The following is an 18,574-nucleotide window of genomic DNA, read 5'->3' as shown; positions in this document are numbered from 1 at the left end:
CTAATCGGCGGAGCCGATTACCTAACTTCACTTCCCCTTATTCGCGCCGGGGGCGCTCAACGGGGAATCCTGCTCTGCGAGGCTACCGGCTACCGCCGGTTGATAGAGAGGTGCATATAAATGAGTGAGGAAAAGAAGTCTGGCAAAAAGCGTTCACATCATTTGCGGGTGCCAGTCTTTGACGACGAGAAAGATGCAATCGAAGCGCAAGCGGCTCGGGCGGGCATGAGTGTTGCCCGTTATCTGCGCGAGGTCGGTCAGGGCTACCAAATCAAGGGAGTGGTCGATTATGAGCAGGTACGGGAGTTAGCCCGGATAAACGGCGATCTTGGCCGCTTGGGCGGCCTCTTGAAATTATGGCTAACGGATGACGTGCGAACGGCTCAGTTCGGTCAGTCAACAATCCTTGCTGTGCTCAGCAAGATTGAGGCGACGCAGGAGGAAATGGGCAAGGTCATGACCAAGGTTGTCATGCCGAGGTCGGAGCCATGATTTTAGCGGCTAAAACTCCAGGGGGTGGCTTTTGATTGCAAAGCACGTCCCTATGCGCTCGTTGAAAAAATCCGACTTTGCTGGGTTGGTGAAGTACATCACCGACGAGCAAAGCAAAACCGAACGTCTTGGCCTGGTGAACGCGACTAATTGCGAGGCCGACACCATGCAGGCCGTGATTGGTGAAGTGCTTGCCACGCAGCAGGCCAATACCCGCGCTAAGGGCGACAAAACATACCACCTGATAGTCAGCTTCCCGGCTGGAGAAAAGCCAGAAGATGGCGTTCTGAAAGCGGTAGAAGAGCGCATTTGTGCTGGGCTTGGTTATGCGGACCATCAACGGGTCAGTGCTGTTCATCACGACACTGATAACGTCCACATTCACATCGCAATCAACAAAATTCATCCGACCAGGAACACGATGCACGAGCCGTATCAGGCTTATAGGACGCTTGGCGGATTGTGTGACGCGCTCGAAGATGAATATGGCTTGCAGAAGGATAACCACCAGGGGCGCAAAAGTGTTTCCCAAGGGCGGGCGTCGGACATGGAGCGGCACGCAGGCATTGAAAGCCTGGTGAGCTGGATCAAGCGGGAGTGCCTGGAGGAAATCCGAACGGCCAAGACTTGGGAAGAGCTGCACCAGGTTATGGGTGATAACGGTTTAGAGATTCGCCAGCGGGCCAATGGCTTTGTCATCGAATCGGAGGACGGGACGCAGGTTAAGGCCAGCACCGTCGCCCGCGACTTGTCCAAGCCGAAGTTGGAAGCCCGGCTTGGTGCCTTTGAGGAAACAGAGGCGCAAGCCGAGAGGAAAGCAAAGCGCCGATATGACAAGCGCCCTACACGCTTCAAGGTCAACACAACCGAGTTGTACGCCAGGTATCAGGAAGAACAAAAGAACCTGACCGCTGCGCGTAAGGTTGAATGGGATAACGCCAGGGGGAGGAAGGATCGGCGGATAGAGGCCGCGAAGCGGTCCAATCGTCTACGCCGTTCAGCCATAAAGCTAATGGGCGGGGATCGCCTTTCCAAAAAACTACTGTACGCGCAAGCCCATAAGGCGCTGAAAGATGAAATTCAGTCGATCAACAAGGAGCACAAGCGAGAGCGTCAGGAGCTGTACGAACAGTACAAGCGGCGAGCTTGGGCGGATTGGCTGAAACAACAGGCGCTCGACGGCGACAAGAAGGCGCTGGAGGCGTTGCGGGCGCGAGAGCAAGCCAAAGGACTCCAGGGCGACACCATCAAGGGGGAAGGTGGGGCGAAGCCGGGACATGCTCCTGTTACGGACAATATCACCAAAAAAGGCACCATCATTTTTCGCACGGCCAGCAGTGCCGTCCGTGACGATGGCGACAAGTTGCAGGTTTCCAAAGCTGCCACTGGTGACGCAGTGACCGAAGCCTTGCGCATGGCGATGGAACGCTATGGAAACCGGATCACCGTTAATGGTTCGCCTCAATTCAAGGCGCAGGTAATCCACGCTGCCGCCACCTCAAACTTACCAATCACTTTTGCTGATGCGGGCCTGGAGCGCCGCAGACAGCAGCTATTGCAACAGGAGAACAGTCATGACCGACGAAACGAACAAGCCAGAAGAGGAAATGAGCGAGGACGAGCTGATAGACGCGGCACTGGCCGCCCTGGACGGGGAGCTGCCGACGACGCCGGAAGAGGACGCGGAGCCGCCGACAGCCGAGCCGCAGCCGCAAGCCGAACCGGAGGCGGCCAGCGAGGACGCGGACCGTCAGCAGGCACCGGCAGCGCCGCCGCAGGCCGTCGAAATGACGCCGGAAATGGAGGCCGCCATGTCCTCAACAAGCCCCACGTTACAGGCATTGGAGGAGAGCCGCCGTCCTTCGCAAAAAACCGTCTGCGAGCGCTGTCCTCACTCGGTGTGGTTCGCTTCGCCCGAGGAGGTGAAGTGTTATTGCCGGGTAATGTTCCTGGTGAGCTGGAGCACCAAGGAGCCAAACCAGATAACCAACTGCGATGGGGAGTTTCTGGGTCAGGAGGAATAGCGGCTGATAAGGCCAGTGCAGCAGATAAATACATTGCCGAGCGGGAGGCGAAGCGCCTAAAAGGTTTCGATATACCGAAGCATTCACGATATACTAATCAGGATGGTGCGGTTACTTATGGCGGCACTCGGAATGTTCAGGGGCAATCATTGGCCCTGTTAAATCGTGGGGATGAAGTCCTGGTGTTGCCAATCGACAAGGCCACGGCACAGCGCATGAAGCGCGTTCGGATCGGTGAAGCCGTGACAGTCACTCCGCAAGGTTCGCTCAAGAGATCAAGAGGAAGGAGCAGATGAAGCCAAAAATAAACAACGCGGTCGGCCCGCAGGTGCGCGACCGAAAACCGAAGAAGCAACGGCTATTGCCAGCCCTGGGCGCGGTGTCCGTCCTCGGTGGCTTGCAAGCCGCAACGCAGTTCTTCGCATATACATTCAACTACCAGGACAACCTTGGCGGTCATATCAATCACGTCTATGCGCCCTGGTCAATTCTGAGCTGGGCCAGTGATTGGTACAGCATCTACCCCGACGAGTTCATGCGGTCTGGCAGTATCGGCATGGTTGTTACGACTGTTGGTTTGCTCGGTGTTGCCATTGCCAAGGTAGTCACGTCGAACAGCTCCAAAGCCAGCGAATATCTGCACGGTTCGGCCCGCTGGGCAGAGAAGAAGGATATTCAGGCAGCGGGCTTGCTGCCGCGTGAGCGCACAGCTTTGGAGGTTGTGACGGGCAAAGACGCCCCGACTTCAACCGGCGTTTATGTCGGCGGTTGGGAAGATAAAGACGGCAAGTTCTATTACCTGCGACACAACGGCCCTGAGCACGTTTTGACGTATGCCCCAACCCGTTCGGGTAAAGGTGTCGGCCTGGTTGTTCCCACACTGCTTTCGTGGCCTCAGAGCACCGTCATAACCGACCTGAAAGGCGAGTTGTGGGCTTTGACCGCCGGATGGCGGCAAAAGCACGCCAAGAATAAGGTGCTGCGTTTTGAGCCTGCATCGAGCAATGGGGGCGTCTGCTGGAATCCCCTGGATGAAATCCGTATTGGCACTGAATACGAAGTTGGGGACGTTCAGAACCTGGCAACGCTTATCGTTGATCCTGATGGTAAGGGCATGGATTCGCACTGGCAGAAAACGTCCTACGCCCTTCTGGTGGGTGTCATTCTTCACGCGCTTTACAAAGCGAAGAACGAGGGCACCCCGGCCAGCCTGCCGGTTGTTGATGCCATGCTGGCCGATCCAGAGCGCGACACTGGCGAGCTTTGGATGGAAATGGCGACTTACGGCCATGTTGACGGCCAGAACCATCCAGCGGTTGGTTCCGCAGCCCGCGACATGATGGACCGCCCCGAAGAAGAAGGCGGCTCGGTACTTTCAACCGCCAAGTCTTACTTGGCTTTGTACCGTGACCCCGTGGTTGCCCGGAACGTAAGCAAGTCTGAGTTCCGTATCAAAGACCTGATGAATCACGATGACCCTGTGAGTCTCTATATCGTGACTCAGCCGAACGACAAGGCCCGTCTGCGCCCGTTGGTGCGCGTGCTGACTAACATGATTATTCGCCTGCTGGCAGATGAAATGTCGTTCGAGAAGGGGCGGCCTGTTGCGCACTACAAGCACCGCCTTTTGGCAATGCTGGACGAGTTTCCAAGCCTGGGTAAGCTGGAAATCCTGCAAGAGTCGCTGGCATTTGTCGCGGGCTATGGCATCAAGTGTTACCTGATTTGTCAGGACTTGAACCAGCTCAAAAGCCGTGAAACTGGCTATGGTCCCGATGAAACCATTACGTCGAACTGCCACGTTCAGAACGCCTACCCACCGAACCGAATTGAAACAGCGGAACACCTGTCACGTCTGACCGGGCAAACCACTGTTGTCAAAGAGCAGATCACCACCAGTGGCCGCCGCACGTCGGCCATGCTCGGCCAGGTATCTCGCACCATTCAGGAAGTACAGCGCCCATTGCTGACCCCTGATGAATGCCTGCGTATGCCGGGACCGACAAAGAATGCAGCCGGTGACATTGAGAAAGCCGGGGACATGGTGATTTACGTCGCCGGTTATCCCGCTGTTTATGGCAAGCAACCGCTCTACTTCAAAGACCCTGTTTTCCAGGCCCGCGCAAGCGTTGATGCCCCGAAACTCAGTGACAAGCTGCGCATTGTCGCGGAGCCGGAAGGCGAGGGGGTGACAATATGAAAATCAGTCTGAAACGCATCTATGCCGGAGTTGCTATTGCCGGTGTCGCGGCAATGTCCCTTGCAGCCATTAGCTACGCAGCCGGGGCGCGTATCAACACCACCAAAAGCATTCCGGTCGGGCTTTACTGGACGACTGACGCACCAATTGAGAAGGGGGCCTATGTCCTGTTTTGCCCCCCTGACGTTAGCGTTTTCGACACAGCCAGAGAGCGTGACTATATCGCTGGAGGTTTCTGCCCTGGTGACTACGGCTACATGATGAAAAGAATTTTAGCCGCTAAAGGCGACACGGTGACGGTAACGAATAACGGTGTTGCTGTTGACGGGCAATTACTGCCTCACAGCAAGCCGATCAAAGCCGACTCGGCTGGCCGGGAGTTGCCGCGCTATCAATCCGATCAATACACACTCGGCAGCTCTGAGCTGCTGCTTATGTCCGATGTAAGCGATACCTCATTTGATGGTCGTTACTTCGGGCCAGTCAGTCGCTCGCAAGTTAAGAGCGTCATTCGTCCGGTTATTACCTGGTAGGGAAGGGGAGGGAACCACCATGAGACTATTTATTGCAGAAAAACCCTCGGTCGCAAAAGCCATTGCTGCCGAGCTGGGCGTTACCGGAAAGGGTGACGGGTACATTGAGTGCGGCAGTGACAAAGTGACCTGGTGTTTCGGCCACATGCTGGAACAAGCAGGCCCGGACGAATACACCCCTGATGATGTGCCCACCAATGATAAGGGCCGCAAAATCTGGCGTGTCGATGAACTGCCAATCATCCCTGATGAATGGATTTTGAGGCCGAAAGATGACGCCAAGAAGCAGGTTCGCGTTATAGGCGGTTTGCTCAAGTCCGCATCGCAAGTTGTGAACGCTGGCGACCCCGACCGCGAGGGCCAGCTATTGGTTGATGAACTGCTGGAGCACTTCAACAACACAAAGCCGGTGATTCGTTACTGGTCGAACGCCATTGACTCGGTATCCGTCAAGCGGGCGCTGGCGAGCATGAAGGATAACCAGGAGTACCACGGCTTTGCAGACGCTGCCGAAGGGCGCGGTAAGGCTGACTGGCTCATTGGCATGAACCTGTCCCGAGCGTACACCCTGAGAGCGCAACGGGGTGGCTCCAGGGCGTTGTTGACGGTTGGCCGGGTGCAAACCCCTACGCTTGCCCTGGTTGTCACCAGGGACCGCGAAATTGAGTCATTCAAGGCGGTGCCGTTCCACACTATTCGCGCCGAAATCCAACACCCGAACGGAGCATTTTGGGCGAGCTGGAAGGCCAAAGAAGATCAAGCGGGCCTCGATGCCGAGGGCAGGCTTGTAGACACTGCTGTTGCGAATGCACTGGTTGAATCACTCACCGGCAAGCCTGGCTCAATCAGCGAGTACAAGCAGGAAGCCAAGAAGCAAAACCACCCGCTGACGTTCAGCCTTTCCGACATGACCGCCCTGGCGTCCAAGCGCTTCGGCTACAGCGCCGAGGACGTGCTTAAAACCTGTCAGTCGTTGTACGAGACGCACAAGCTGACCACGTACCCGCGAACCGACTGTGCCTACCTGCCGGAATCTCAGTTTGCCGATGCCCCGGACGTGCTGGCTGCGGTTAAAGCGGTGAACCCCGCCCTGGCGTCCATTGTTGACGGTGCGGATACCAGCATTCGGTCCCGAACCTGGAACGATAAGAAGGTGTCGGCGCACCACGGGATTATCCCGACGATGCACAAGGGCGATTTGAACAAGCTCAATGACAAAGAGCGCAATATCTATGACCTGGTGGTGCGGGCATACCTGGCGCAGTTCTACCCGATCCATGAATTCATGAGCACGACCGTTGCCGTCGATGTTGAAGGCGAGACGTTCAGCGCGAAAGGCAAAGTGGTCACGAAAAGCGGCTGGCATGACGTGTACCTGGACAACTCAGACGAGGACGAGGGCGACCAGGACGACGAAAGCCAGTCACTCCCCAAAATGGGCCAAGGTGACGCGATTACCTGCGGCCAAGCCGCGAGAAGGGACGCCAAGACGAAGCCCCCGGCGCGGTTTACCGAAGGTACGTTGATCACAGCAATGGTCAACATTCACCGCTTTGTCACTGATCCACAGCACAAGAAGATGCTGCGCGAAGGTGACGGGATCGGCACCGAAGCAACGCGGGCCTCGATCATTTCCGAATTGAAGCGCCGTGAGTATCTGGAGACTAAGGGCAAGCAAATTATCAGTACCACCCTGGGGCGAAGCATGATTGACGCCTTGCCGGAAGTGGTCAAAAGCCCCGTTCTCACTGCCCTTTATGAACGAATGCTGCAAAGCGTTGAGTCCGGCAAGACCGAGCTGGCCGCGTTCATCACCAAGCAAGAGGCGTTTATCAGGGACCAGGTTGCCAAGGCCAATGACGGCGCGGTTTCTATTGCAGGGGGCAAAGAGGCCGCCCCGGTTTCTGATGTATTCAAGTGCATGTCGTGCGGCGCTGGCCTGTCACGCCGACCGCTTCCAAAGAAGAAAGGTCACTTTTGGTGGGGTTGTTCCAACTACCCGACCTGCAAGCAGACCTATCCCGATGTTAAAGGCCGTCCCAACTACAGCAAGGGACGCAACAATACCGACAAGGAGTAATACCCATGACTACCCAAACCAATGACAACCTGGAACAAAGCACCTTTGACGACCAGGCGAACGCAGCCGAAGCCTTGCGCGAAAAGCTGGATGACGCAATGACCCCTGGCTATCAAACCGAGTTCGACCCGGACGAGGCGGAAACCGTAGGGGCTTTTGTTGAAGATGCACTGTCAGAAGAGGACGCCGCCGAAAGTGACGCGGACCTTGTGGATGCAACAGTGCCAGGGGATGACAAGGAGGGCTAACCGATGGCTGCCAACAAAAAACCGTTTCACGAAACAGTAGCGGAAAACCTGATTGAACAGCTAAAAGCAGGCACCGCACCTTGGCAAAAACCTTGGGAACCAGGTTCCCAGGGTTTCATGCCGATGAACCCGACAACGGGCAAGCGTTACAAAGGCGTCAACGCCATTCACCTTATGGCCCAGGGGCGCGGTGATAATCGCTGGATGACCTACAAGCAGGCCAAGGCAGCCGGTGCCCAGGTTCGCAAAGGCGAGAAGGGGACGCCGGTTCAATATTGGAAGTTTTCCGAGGAACAGAACAAGCTCGATGACAACGGCAAGCCTGTCCTGGATGGACAAGGCAAGCCGGTAAAAGAAACCGTCATGCTGGAGCGCCCCCGCGTGTTCTTTGCCACCGTTTTCAACGGCGAGCAAATCGACGGAATGCCACCGCTGGAGCAGAAAGAGAAAACGCTGGCTTGGGATGCAGTAGAGAGAGCGGAACATATCTTGAAGGCGTCCGGTGCTGATATTCGCCACGGCGAGCATGACCGGGCTTTCTATCGTCCTGCGACCGACAGCATTCACCTGCCCGATAAAGAGCAGTTCCCGACCGCAGATAACTACTATGCGACTGCACTGCATGAGCTGGGGCACTGGACCGGCCACAGCTCACGGCTTGACCGAGATATGGCCCATCCTTTCGGATCGGAAGGGTACGCCAAGGAAGAGCTAAAGGCTGAGTGTTTCAGCCTGATCATGGGTGACGAGCTGGGGATTGGTCACGATCCAGAGCAGCACGCCGCTTATGTGGGTTCCTGGATTAAGGCGCTCCAGGATGACCCACTGGAGATTTTCCGGGCAACGTCCGATGCAGAGAAAATGTCGAACTACGTTCTGGCATTTGAACAAAAGCTAGTCCAGGAGCAAGACCAGGCCCAAACGCAGAAGCTGGAGGCCGCCCCGGAGCAAACACAGGAGGCCGGGATGCAATTACCCAACAACAACCAACAGATGCGCGATCAATTGCTTTCCGCGCTATCACAAGAAGATTCCCAGGCAATCGTCCAAGTTGCCAACGAACGCCGCCGCTTGGCTGCCGGAGAAATGGACGCCCAGGCATTTGAAGAAACGGCGCGGCAAGTGCTCGGCTTTGACTTACCGGCAGACTGGAACGGAGCCGTTCAGGTTCAAGGTAACGTAGTCATCGAGGACGGCGGGGAACAGTTCGTTGAACCCGCGCACGCGGTTGGCCGTGAACCGGAGTTTTGGGGCGTTTACGCTCAGCATGAAAACGGGATGCACCAGTGGGTTGCGGATCTCAATAGCCACAACCAAGCCGACGAGCTGGCGAACCTGCTAGGGCTGGTTGATGCACTATCCGAAACCAACGAACACGAACAGGCGGCCAAGCTGTCCAGGGTGAACGAAGTTCGCGTGCGCCTGGACCCGAACAGCACGGACGACGACATTTCAGCGGCAAAAGAAGCCCGCAAGACCGCAGAGGCAACGGCCACGCTCAATGACAGCGACATGCAGCGCCGTATTGCCGAGCACGAACGGCAGCAGGCCCGGCAGACAAAAGACAGCCAGCAGGCCCAGGGAGAGCCAGAGAAGCAGGAACGAACCTATATCAATGTCCCATACCGAGAGAAGGACGAAGCAAAGGGCCTTGGAGCGCGCTGGGATCGTCAACAACAGTCCTGGTTTGTTCCGCCTGGCGTAGACACTGCACCCTTTGCCAAATGGTCCCAGGGGGCAGCACAGGAGGCACCGGGGCAACAGCGTCAGCAGCAGGACCAAGGCCAAACTCAAACCGCAGGCCAGCAAAAGCAGTACCTGGCTGTGCCGTATGGTGAGCGCGGCGCTGCGAAGGCTGCCGGTGCGAAATGGGATAAGGCGGCCAAGTCCTGGTATGTCGGACCTCAAGGCGACATGGAGCGTCTAAGCCGCTGGATGCCCGATAACGTCAAGAGCCAGCAAGGCCCGGCCATGTCCCCCCGTGAAGAGTTTGCGGAAGCCATGAAGTCCTTGGGCTGCGTTGTCAGCGGTGAGCATCCAATCATGGACGGGAAAAAGCACCGCGTATCTGTCGAAGGCGATAAAAAGGGCGAGCGAGCTGGCTTCTATGTCGGCCACCTCGACGGCCACCCTGCCGGTTACATTTCCAACAACCGTACCGGCGTTGATATGAAATGGAAGTCTAAGGGGTATTCGCTCGATCCAGCAGAGAAAGCCAAGCTCCAAGCCGAAGCAGCCGAGAAGCTGGCAGCCCGAGCCGCAGAGCTGGAGCAGGCCCAACAAGCCACGGCGGAGCGCGTCAGCAAGCAGACGGCCAACCTGGTGCCTGCCACCGAACAGACGCCGTACATGCAAAATAAGGGCATCCAGCCCCATCCTGGCGTTCTAACCGATGCCGAAGGCAAAAAGACCTACATTCCCGCGCATGACGAGAATGGCAAGCAGTGGACCATGCAGTACATCCAGGAGGACGGAACCAAGCGTTTCGCCAAGGATTCACGCAAGGAAGGTTGCTTTCACATCGTTGGTGGTGACATGAAGGCCCTGGAGGCGGCCCCGGCCCTGGTTCTCCAGGAAGGTTATGCGACCGCGGCGACCAATGCCGAGGCGTTGGGGTTTGCCACCGTGGCCGCGTTCGATTCCGGCAACCTGCCCAACGTAGCGAAGGCCCTGCATGACAAGTTCCCTGATAAGCCCGTTGTGGTCCTTGGTGACGATGATCGGCACCAGGAGTTGACCCAAGGAACGAATCCAGGCAAGACCAAAGCACAGGAAGCGGCCAAGGCAGTCGGCGGCAAAGCTGCCTTCCCGGTGTTTGCTCCAGGAGAAGCAGAGTATCCGGCTGGCGTTGCCCCGATCACTCCCCAAAGCTACCGGGAACACTTGCGGGCCTCTAAGGCCCTGGAGACGGCACCCGAAGAGCGCAAGGCAGACCTACAGAAAGCCTTGCTCAGCAAGGAGCAGTTGGCCGCCCTGGATCACATGAAGAAGCACACCGACTTCAACGACCTGGCTACCAAGAGCAGCCTTGGCCGTGAAGGGGTTGAACGCCAGGTGAGGGCTACGGTTGGCAAAGCTGTCCAGGAAGCGGAGCGCAAACGCGAGCAGAAGCAGGTAGAACAACAGGTTCACAAACAAAAACGGTCGGCCCGTATTGGATATTAAGAGAGGTAAACGTGACAAAAGGCCCCGCATTTGCGGGGCTTTTTCATTCTTCCAGATCGGCCAGCTCGGTTTCCAGGTTGCGCCTGATGCTGGCTATCGCTTGCACCAGGTCAACAGTGGCTAGGGTGTCCGCAACAGCCCCATGAGCAACCCCCCGCCAAGTCACCCCTGCAAAATGCACCGCATCGGCCAAAGAGATCGAGCCGTGCCGGTTTGTTGGGCCAAACGCATCGGCAGCCAGGTACATCGCGCAATGCGTTTTAAGTTCGCTGACCCATTCGACCGGCTCACCAAACGCCGCCGAAGTTTGGCGTAACATGCGGGTATCAAAGTCTGCATTGAAGATTACCAGAGAGCGGCCACAGAGGATTTTTCGCACTTGGGCTGACACTTCCGGCCAGGTTGGCGAGTTCGCTAGAGACTCGGCTGTTATGCCGTGTATGTCCTCGGCTTCTCGATCTATCGGCACCGTTGGCCGCAGTCTCGTTTTTAGCAAAATACTCCCCTGGGCGTCGCTGATAGCCAGCTCCAGAATCTGCGCTTTGTCATCGAGGCCCGTTGTCTCGGTGTCTAGGAAAATCGGGTTTTCATCAAGCCATTGGACCGCCCTGCAGGACGTTTTCGCTTCATTGCTTTTCAGCTTCGCCTTGACGGCCAAAATCGCCCTGGCACGCTTTTGCTTCTCGCTCGGCGGCTTGGTGCTACGGGCTTTCATGGGTACACAATCGGATATCTTGTAAACCCCGAATTTGCCGCCGTAACCGTTCTTGTAGAACGCTACAGGTTCGGCTTCGGGTTTAGGCTTCATCCTAAATTCATCCCGAAGGCGGCCTTTTGAAAAGCATTGATCCTTTTCGATGGCATCGGCGCGGGCCGCTTCAACCTCTTTCTTGTTCGTTTCTTCCACGCTGCCCCCTTTGGTGGCTAAATTGACTTGGCTAAAAAATACTAGCTAAATAGAGTTGCTTTGTTGATATTTTGGCCGGTTCTTTTATAATAGTCAAATAGAGTATACCCAAATTGGCCACTATAGGGGAGAGGGAAATGGATTACTATGTGCCTAGTGTTGAAAAAATCTTGGAGTCAGGGACTGACTATATAGATGGTCGATATGAAGTTGCGCGGGCTGCGCAAATCATGTGGGAGCGATGGGAGGTCCTGGACGACCGGGCAATTGCCGAATTACAGGTAGCTATTGAGCACTTGTCGCAACTGAAAGAAGCTATAAGGAATGTTCTGGACGATAACGGAAATTACAACTGGTCAGACAATAAGGAAGGTGATAAGCCATGAGCGACTACTTTTTGAAGAAGCACCAGGTAGAGGGGCTGTTGACTGACGGCCCGCTAAATACTTTCGCCTCCCGTTTGGCTTTTCTCATTCCAACGATTCTGTTCGCAGTGGGTGCAACTGCTGTCACCTTCTTCGGCGTGAGATACACATTCAGTCAATTACTGGGGGGTATTGGTGTTCTCTTGGTTACGGCAAGCTGTGTGCCCTTCGCTTTTCAGAAGCAGAAAAAAGCAAAGCAAACCAGGAGGAACAATGAAGAGTCTGAAAAATGACACAGAATGCCCGGATTTACTTGCGAGTTAGTAGCGACTCGCAAGACCTGGAACGCCAGGAGGAAATTATTCTGGACGCCAGGGCTGCCGGTTACTACGTGGCCGGAGTGTATCGAGAGAAGGCGTCAGGAGCGCGAGCAGATCGCCCCGAGCTGCTGCGCATGATCGAGGACTTGCAGCCTGGGGACGTGGTGATTGCGGAGAAAATAGACCGTATCAGCCGCTTACCGCTGCCGGAAGCGGAGCGCCTGATTGCTACGATACAGGGTAAAGGGGCCATGTTGGCCGTGCCTGGCGTTGTCGATTTGACCGACCTTGTTGCTGGGGCCGAAGGTGTGTCCAGGATCGTCCTGGAGGCCGTCCAGGAGCTGCTTTTGAAGCTGTCCTTGCAGATGGCCCGCGATGATTACGAGGACCGTAGGGAACGCCAGCGACAGGGTATCAGTCAGGCGAAGAAAAAAGGCAAGTACCGGGGGCGAAAGGCTGACCACAAAACACATGAGCTTATCGTTAAGCTGCGGCCTAACCATACGATTGCTGAAACTGCACGGCTGGCCGGTTGTAGTGAAAGTCAGGTTAAACTTGTTTGGGCCAAGCACCAAAAAGAAAAAGGCCAATAAAAAAGCCCCGCTTGGGGCTTTATTCAAATGTGCCATCGGAATTGAATGTGACGCGGTAATGCCTAAATAACTTCATTACTTTGTCCATATTTCCTTTTCGCAAGGTAGAGTTTCCTAGCCCGGATTTCTCATAGGTCCCCGGCAAGTCTCGCAGACTGTGCAGGTTACCGCCATTACCGCTCATTTGCGGCCGCGATTGATTAATAACTGATCAATTTCTGTTGTCCGGACACACGGCCCCCTTTCCCCCATTGAGTCGGGCCGGGGGAGCCCGGGCTTCTATCCCGGAACCAGACGGCGTACCAGGTCAGAGAGTTCGTCTTTGTAAGGATAGGCATCGCTCATCAACACCCGTATGCGCCGAGTGTTGCGAATGATGACCGCGCCCACCTTGATCAGCTTCAGCCGCAGGTTACTGGCGCTCATGCGCTCGAAGGGCGTTTTCTTCAGGTGAGCGCGTAATCGCTCGAACAACGTGTAGGCAAAGCCCGACAGAAGCAGCCGCCACTGATTGGTCCACCACCGCGTGCTGGAGGTGCGATCTGCGAACAGACACAACTGCTGATCCTTGATCCGGTTTTCCATGTCACCCCGGGCACAGTATTGCTCGTAGTAGAGTTTAACGCCGTCGTCGTAACGGGAGCTGATAATGAACCTGGGGTTGGCACCCAGTTCGCCCTCCTCCAGACGCGCGATCACCCAGCGGGGGTGTTTCCAGGTTCGGGCCTGGTACTGGAACCGGTAGGTGGCAGAGACTTTTTCTCCCAACTCCCCGTGAGCCCTGCGAACCAGCATCGAGGGTACGTCCACCTCCTTGAGCAGCCGGCTGTTTTTGCTGATGCCCACAAGGTAATCCACGTTATTCCGGTCGCACCAGCTCAGCAATCGGGGGCGATAGAAGCCGCTGTCACCCCGGAACACGATGCGGGTATCCGGCCAGTACTGCCGGATGAACTTCACCAGCAGGGCCAGAATGGCCCAGCTGTGGCGGCTGTCGCTTCGATTGCTGGTGCGCAGGTAGCTCACCAACAGGTGACGGCCGCAGAACACGTACAGCGGGAAGAAACAATGGTGATCGTAGTAGGCGTTAAAGAACTTGCCGGGCTGGTCGCCATGCACTGGAATATCAGTGCCATCGAAGTCCAGCACAATTTCCTTGGGTGGAGTCTCGTGCTGTTCAATGAAGTGATGCCACAGCAGTTCGTGGGCCTTGACCACGGACTGCCGGTCCACGCGCTGCTCCATTCGGCACAGTGTTGATTTTCCCGCCAGAATGGCCTCTTCGCCAATCGCGGTCTGAAGTGCCTGATCAGCGCGTAGCGCCTCGTGATCGTTGAGGTCTTCGTACCCGGCAGCCACGCCAAAGACCCGCTGCCGGACCATGGTTTGAAGCTTGTGGCGAACCAGCACGGGATTACGGGCATCGTCCAGCACCGTAGCCAGGCGCTGAGTGAGCTGGTGTTGATTGTCGACTTCCCGAAGCAAAAGCAGTCCGGCATCGGAGGTGATGTGACCACCGGAGAAATCGGCTTCAATTTGACGGCGAGAGAGTGGCGAGAAGGTCAGTTTTTCAGGTACCATTTTGGAAGCGGCTGTTGGTGCTTGGTGGATTGGTTAGACTCTTGAAATCATAGCACTTTCAGCCGCTTTCTTTTATCCCGTCATGAGAAATCCGGGCTAGCTCAAACTCACGTATGGCCGTTTTGCTCACCTTGGATTTTGCACAGAACATATCCCGCGTTAATCCAAGGTATTCCCGCGCATGGCGGCACTGTAAGCCTGTTATCTCCAGTGTTGGCTTGTTATACCCCTGGTGTTTCAGGGTTAGCCCTAGTTCATGTGCCCACGTCGCAGCCGTGGGATATGTGATATTGAGACGTTCGGCCATACCGGAAAGGCTACCGGCTTCCTCATAAGCCTGTTTAATCGCGCTGTCAGTGAATTGGCGTCGCTTCGTTATCGGCATCTTGAATTTTTAACTTCTTTTATGTTGCAGTGCGCAATGCGCCGTGGTTCGTATTTCATCAGCCCATGAAAGTAGGCTACTAAGATTGTCTGGTAAGGGGGCGTTCGCTGCATATTGTATCCAGCAGCTCGTTGTGTGAGCAGTGGCCCCATTGCGCCGTTTCTCTTTCAGATCGGCTACAAGCTTATTGGCGGAAGGCTCCACCATTCTCCAGTAGCCCACAGCGAATACGTCAGCTAGAGCTTCTCGCCAACGTTTGGTTGCAAGCCCATTAGCTGCTTCAATGTGACTTTCCAGATCGACGACATTTCCAGCAGCAGTGGGAGCAATTGATTTAATACCGATTTTATTGTTGGTGAAAGAGGGCATATCTCTGGATATGTCGAGACAATGCGCAAGTTCATGGATCATTACGCCTTTAACCCAAAGTCCGGGATCGTCACCACTAAACCCCCGTAATACGTTCTCCTGATTCAAGGTTAGCTCACAGAACCCAGGGCCAATAGCCATGAATGCGGCGCTTGCATGAGGTAACGGGAAAGAGCTGGTTGTCCATCCTGACACGGGAGACGTTAGGACGACATGCGCCCCGTAGTGTTCTAGAGCGAAATTCTTGATGAAGGGGAAGCCATCCGGGTCGGTCATAAACTCAATGCGGGCTTTGTCGTAGCGGGCGGCAGAAATGCGCTCCAGAATGACTCCAGACGCTAAAGCCACAATATAGGCAAGGATCGGTATCAGAAGGATGGAAAGCGCGATGCTGGTGTGTCGCTCGAATGGCCGCTTGGCTTCCTTAATCCAGGGTTGCTGAATAGCCCATACACCGGCTGAGACTGCCAGGGCAAGCCACAACGCGGCCAGTAACAGCCAGTCATAACTGATTGCTCGGCTGGAGAGCGCGAGCAGTGAAATCAATGCAATCCAGCTAATTGGGCGCAGTAAGTCAAAGATACCGCTAAGGCTGCTTACTTTTTTCATGCGCTTTGTCCGTTAAACTCCCAAGGGGATTTTTCTGCATCATCGTCCAGAATTTCGGACAAAAATTCTTTGTCGATATCGTCCTGCTTGTCTATAAAAAGTAACGGGTGTTCGTCCTGGTTGCAGAGTTGTTCAAGAGCCATTTCTTCCGCTTTCTCTTGCGATGCGGACAATAAAGGCCCATCTATAGCAAAAACTGGCTCAATAAGATCATCTGGAAAATCTGCGGTGGCAGTAACAAGCCAAGTATGATCTGGCCAATCGGACGGAACACAATAAATAGGGTCGCGGTCGGTTGGTACAAGTGAAACCTTCACCTGGTTGCGATCCCAGGCAATAGCCACTTTATTTAGAGCCGTCTGGTTGTTTGAGAAAAGAGCTTCACCAGGCGCAATTCCAAGTACCAAGTGATGCTTCCGGTAAAAGCTAGAGCAAATAACGCTGTATCGCGGCGTTTCATCCCTCGTGGCAAACTCAGCAAACTCTTGCCTGGAATTGAACTTAATCCGGTGAACATTCGATGTTATCGTTTCTGTCATTTTTCTTTCCTTAAATGCTGGCTTGGGTATCTTCATATCCGCCCCTACTCCCGCCCCTACTCCCTGACTCCCTGGTGTTCTACATTCGCATACCGCGTTTTTGCGGTTTGTCTTGGTTCAGCTTCTTGTGTTGGGAAAGCTCTTTTTCAGCTTCCCGGACTTTAGCGGCTAAAGCCGGGTGGTTTTCGCTTTCGTTCAGCTTCTTAATAATGGCCTCGGCACGTTCAGTATTAGGCTGGTCGCCATCGAGTTTTTTAGAAGCATCTTTTGCCATCCAGCCGGGAATAACCCCGCTTTTTTGGTTGCTAACAATGGAAAGCAATTCTTTGGTCTGATTAAGTCCTGCCATGATGTTCAATCCTTATTTTCAGTACATTGGAACGTAGATCATTTGAATATCTACACGTTGGTTTAAATACCGCCCTTCTGGCGTTCCATTGTCGGCCACGAAGTCAGCCGCAGATACGTAGTTGATCATTATCTTGAGCGGCGAAACGCCTTGAGCAACCAGGTAATCACGGGCAGAAACAGCGCGAGCCAAAGCCAGCCTTTCATCCCTTTTGCTTGGGCGGGTAGTGCTTGTGCGGCCATTGATAGTGACCAGTGATGCGTCCCTGGCCGCTTCCAGAAGAACGGCATTAGTTGGGCCTGGCCGGAAAGTCGAGCTGCTGTCAGAAAAGGAAACTGAGACAGTGCTTGATACTGGTTCGCGGTAGTCGTTAGAAGCGGCCAGCGCCGAGCCAGTGAAGGCCAAACAGCCAATAGTTAGAAGTGTGCAAAGTGACTTACGCATGAATGACTCCAAATCAAAAAAACAGGTATCCGGCATGGCTCATTGGAATGCGAATAAGCCACAGAGCGCCGAGGTGTAACGGATAATAGGCGTAGAATGCCCAGCGGAGCCGGGGCATTCTCAAATCAAAACAGGTTGCCGCAAGCAACACCGGAAGCACTGCCAGTGCCCACATGTTGCCGTTGATGAAACCCAGGGCAGCGCAGGCGATAACTGCAACCCCTGCCGCCGCCAAGGTCGGCTTTCTGGCGTATGACCACACGGCCAAACCGAACAGGAGCGCAGACCACCAATATTCGACCATTGCCCCGGCGCTCATGAGCACCAGGGCGGCCCATACGATGCTGCCCCGCTCGATCAGGTACGCCGTGGCCGTCAGGGCCAGGAGCGTGAAAAGGATATTGAGCGGCCACCATCCAGCGTATAGACCGCCCAGGGCAATGAACGGGATTGAAGCTAAGGCGCCGAAAGCGGCGAGTCGCTTCATTGTCCGTTGGTACACTCCCCTTTCGAGTTGGCCCGGGCGGGCCAGGTTGTACGCCAGGACAAAGACGAAGATCGGCATTGCCAGGCGGCCAGCCTCAAACAGAAAGGGCAATGTGCCATTGAAAAGGTACTTGTTGACGTGATCCCCGGTCATGAGCAGCAGGCCCAGCCACTTCAAGCCTTCCACAGTGCCATCGGCAACGACCAGGCGGGGCATGGTCCAGACGGATTTCAGAGAGGCAGCGCTATCGGTCATTGCCCTGCCCCCGCACTAAACGTGATCGTGCGCGGCACATAGCCGCTTTGCTGGCTTGGGCTGTAACTCCCCTGCCCTTGGCGTCCAGACTGTTCAATAGAGCTGTCAGCCTCGATTCTGGCCGCTTCCTGGATGACTTGCTGCATAGCAGTCCCATCGCCAGGAGTGGCACCACCTTGGGCGGTCACGTTGACAGTCGAAAAATGTTCATCAAGCCAGTCGGCCCACTTGACGGCTTTCTGCATCAAGTCGGTGCGGTAGATCGCGTTATATTTCGGTGTGCGGGAATGGTAGTTGGCGGCCCTGGTCCAAATGTCCCCGGAGTCGTGCAGGATATGCCCGCGCAGTCTCCAGGCGGCGAGGTCGAACGAGTAGCAACCAGAGGCTGCCACATCGTCCGCAGTAATGCCGTATTTCTCCAGGTCGCCCAGGTATGCAGTGTTGAACTGCATAGGTCCAACGTCATGCGTACCGTTCGAGTTACGCACCCGCTGGCCCGGCCTACCGCCTTCTTTCTCGGCTACGGCCAGCACAATATTGGCGGGCACTTCATATTTCACGGCAGCCGAGATCGAGCACACAACGCGCTCTTGTTCCAGGGGTGGCATATCAGCAATGAACGGCAGCAT

At 55.4% G+C, this 18,574-nt stretch carries 18 protein-coding genes and 1 pseudogene; 10 read left to right on the top strand and 9 right to left on the bottom strand.

The genetic code is table 11. From position 1 onward, the window contains the following. The first annotated feature begins 120 nt into the window (after nucleotides 1-120). The 7 genes and pseudogenes from traJ (at nucleotide 121) to Q7C_RS13135 (ending at nucleotide 10,742) form a co-directional block, all read left to right on the top strand. Nucleotides 121-492 carry a conjugal transfer transcriptional regulator TraJ gene (traJ, locus tag Q7C_RS13165; RefSeq protein ID WP_014708279.1) on the top strand — a complete coding sequence of 124 codons (372 nt, stop codon included), beginning with the start codon at nucleotides 121-123 and terminating at the stop codon, nucleotides 490-492. A gap of 31 nt (nucleotides 493-523) precedes the next feature. Further along, nucleotides 524-2,812, top strand: coding sequence for a TraI/MobA(P) family conjugative relaxase (gene traI, locus Q7C_RS13160; protein ID WP_041367303.1), 2,289 nt, complete (start codon nucleotides 524-526; stop codon nucleotides 2,810-2,812). Continuing rightward, the gene (locus tag Q7C_RS13155) at nucleotides 2,809-4,716 is read left to right on the top strand and encodes a type IV secretory system conjugative DNA transfer family protein (RefSeq protein WP_014708277.1); all 1,908 of its coding nucleotides are present in this window, start codon (nucleotides 2,809-2,811) and stop codon (nucleotides 4,714-4,716) included. The genes traI and Q7C_RS13155 overlap by 4 nt, the downstream gene beginning before the upstream one ends. Then, nucleotides 4,713-5,249 (top strand): conjugative transfer signal peptidase TraF, encoded by a 537-nt coding sequence (gene traF / locus Q7C_RS13150; RefSeq protein ID WP_014708276.1) that lies wholly within the window; start codon nucleotides 4,713-4,715, stop codon nucleotides 5,247-5,249. Before Q7C_RS13155 ends, traF begins: the two co-directional genes overlap by 4 nt. A 19-nt stretch (nucleotides 5,250-5,268) precedes the next feature. After that, nucleotides 5,269-7,329, top strand: a complete 2,061-nt coding sequence (locus Q7C_RS13145; protein WP_014708275.1) for a DNA topoisomerase III — start codon at nucleotides 5,269-5,271, stop codon at nucleotides 7,327-7,329. Nucleotides 7,330-7,334: 5 nt separating this feature from the next. After that, nucleotides 7,335-7,544, top strand: a pseudogene (locus tag Q7C_RS13140) (hypothetical protein); the annotation flags it as partial. Between the two features lie 36 nt (nucleotides 7,545-7,580). After that, entirely contained in the window at nucleotides 7,581-10,742 is a 3,162-nt protein-coding gene (locus Q7C_RS13135) for a zincin-like metallopeptidase domain-containing protein (RefSeq protein ID WP_014708274.1), read from the top strand. Between the two features lie 43 nt (nucleotides 10,743-10,785). On the opposite strand, the gene Q7C_RS13130 is transcribed toward Q7C_RS13135, so the two are convergent. Beyond that, a complete protein-coding gene (locus tag Q7C_RS13130; RefSeq protein WP_014708273.1) occupies nucleotides 10,786-11,649 on the bottom strand; it encodes a 3'-5' exonuclease in 864 nt (287 codons plus the stop codon). Nucleotides 11,650-11,786: 137 nt separating this feature from the next. Between Q7C_RS13130 and Q7C_RS13125 the strand changes: the two genes are divergently transcribed. From Q7C_RS13125 to Q7C_RS13115, 3 genes are read left to right on the top strand one after another with little or no spacing between them, the layout of a single operon-like run. Continuing rightward, complete coding sequence (locus Q7C_RS13125; RefSeq protein ID WP_014708272.1) at nucleotides 11,787-12,035, top strand: hypothetical protein; 249 nt, start codon at nucleotides 11,787-11,789, stop codon at nucleotides 12,033-12,035. Beyond that, nucleotides 12,032-12,307, top strand: a complete 276-nt coding sequence (locus Q7C_RS13120; RefSeq protein ID WP_004743239.1) for a hypothetical protein — start codon at nucleotides 12,032-12,034, stop codon at nucleotides 12,305-12,307. Before Q7C_RS13125 ends, Q7C_RS13120 begins: the two co-directional genes overlap by 4 nt. Beyond that, nucleotides 12,304-12,927 (top strand): recombinase family protein, encoded by a 624-nt coding sequence (locus Q7C_RS13115; RefSeq protein ID WP_041367301.1) that lies wholly within the window; start codon nucleotides 12,304-12,306, stop codon nucleotides 12,925-12,927. The genes Q7C_RS13120 and Q7C_RS13115 overlap by 4 nt, the downstream gene beginning before the upstream one ends. A gap of 279 nt (nucleotides 12,928-13,206) precedes the next feature. Here the strand turns inward: Q7C_RS13115 and Q7C_RS13110 are convergent, their stop codons facing one another. The 8 genes from Q7C_RS13110 to Q7C_RS13075 form a co-directional block, all read right to left on the bottom strand. Continuing rightward, nucleotides 13,207-14,508, bottom strand: coding sequence for an IS1380-like element ISMaq4 family transposase (locus Q7C_RS13110; protein ID WP_014708269.1), 1,302 nt, complete (start codon nucleotides 14,506-14,508; stop codon nucleotides 13,207-13,209). 58 nt (nucleotides 14,509-14,566) lie between these two features. Continuing rightward, nucleotides 14,567-14,893 carry a hypothetical protein gene (locus Q7C_RS13105; protein WP_014708268.1) on the bottom strand — a complete coding sequence of 109 codons (327 nt, stop codon included), beginning with the start codon at nucleotides 14,891-14,893 and terminating at the stop codon, nucleotides 14,567-14,569. Between the two features lie 9 nt (nucleotides 14,894-14,902). After that, nucleotides 14,903-15,871 (bottom strand): hypothetical protein, encoded by a 969-nt coding sequence (locus tag Q7C_RS13100; protein ID WP_014708267.1) that lies wholly within the window; start codon nucleotides 15,869-15,871, stop codon nucleotides 14,903-14,905. After that, nucleotides 15,868-16,410 (bottom strand): hypothetical protein, encoded by a 543-nt coding sequence (locus Q7C_RS13735; RefSeq protein ID WP_187287388.1) that lies wholly within the window; start codon nucleotides 16,408-16,410, stop codon nucleotides 15,868-15,870. Before Q7C_RS13735 ends, Q7C_RS13100 begins: the two co-directional genes overlap by 4 nt. Before the next feature lie 79 nt (nucleotides 16,411-16,489). Beyond that, the gene (locus tag Q7C_RS13090) at nucleotides 16,490-16,759 is read right to left on the bottom strand and encodes a hypothetical protein (protein WP_014708264.1); all 270 of its coding nucleotides are present in this window, start codon (nucleotides 16,757-16,759) and stop codon (nucleotides 16,490-16,492) included. 18 nt (nucleotides 16,760-16,777) lie between these two features. After that, nucleotides 16,778-17,203 carry an OmpA family protein gene (locus Q7C_RS13085; RefSeq protein WP_008929965.1) on the bottom strand — a complete coding sequence of 142 codons (426 nt, stop codon included), beginning with the start codon at nucleotides 17,201-17,203 and terminating at the stop codon, nucleotides 16,778-16,780. 13 nt (nucleotides 17,204-17,216) lie between these two features. Then, on the bottom strand, nucleotides 17,217-17,945 hold the full coding sequence (locus Q7C_RS13080; RefSeq protein WP_014708261.1) for a TraX family protein: 729 nt from the start codon (nucleotides 17,943-17,945) through the stop codon (nucleotides 17,217-17,219). Next, a complete protein-coding gene (locus tag Q7C_RS13075) occupies nucleotides 17,942-18,574 on the bottom strand; it encodes a lysozyme family protein (protein WP_008929963.1) in 633 nt (210 codons plus the stop codon). The genes Q7C_RS13080 and Q7C_RS13075 overlap by 4 nt, the downstream gene beginning before the upstream one ends.

This window comes from Methylophaga frappieri (assembly GCF_000260965.1).
In the GTDB taxonomy this organism is placed as follows: domain Bacteria; phylum Pseudomonadota; class Gammaproteobacteria; order Nitrosococcales; family Methylophagaceae; genus Methylophaga; species Methylophaga frappieri.
This window is presented reverse-complemented; position numbering and strand designations above follow the sequence as displayed.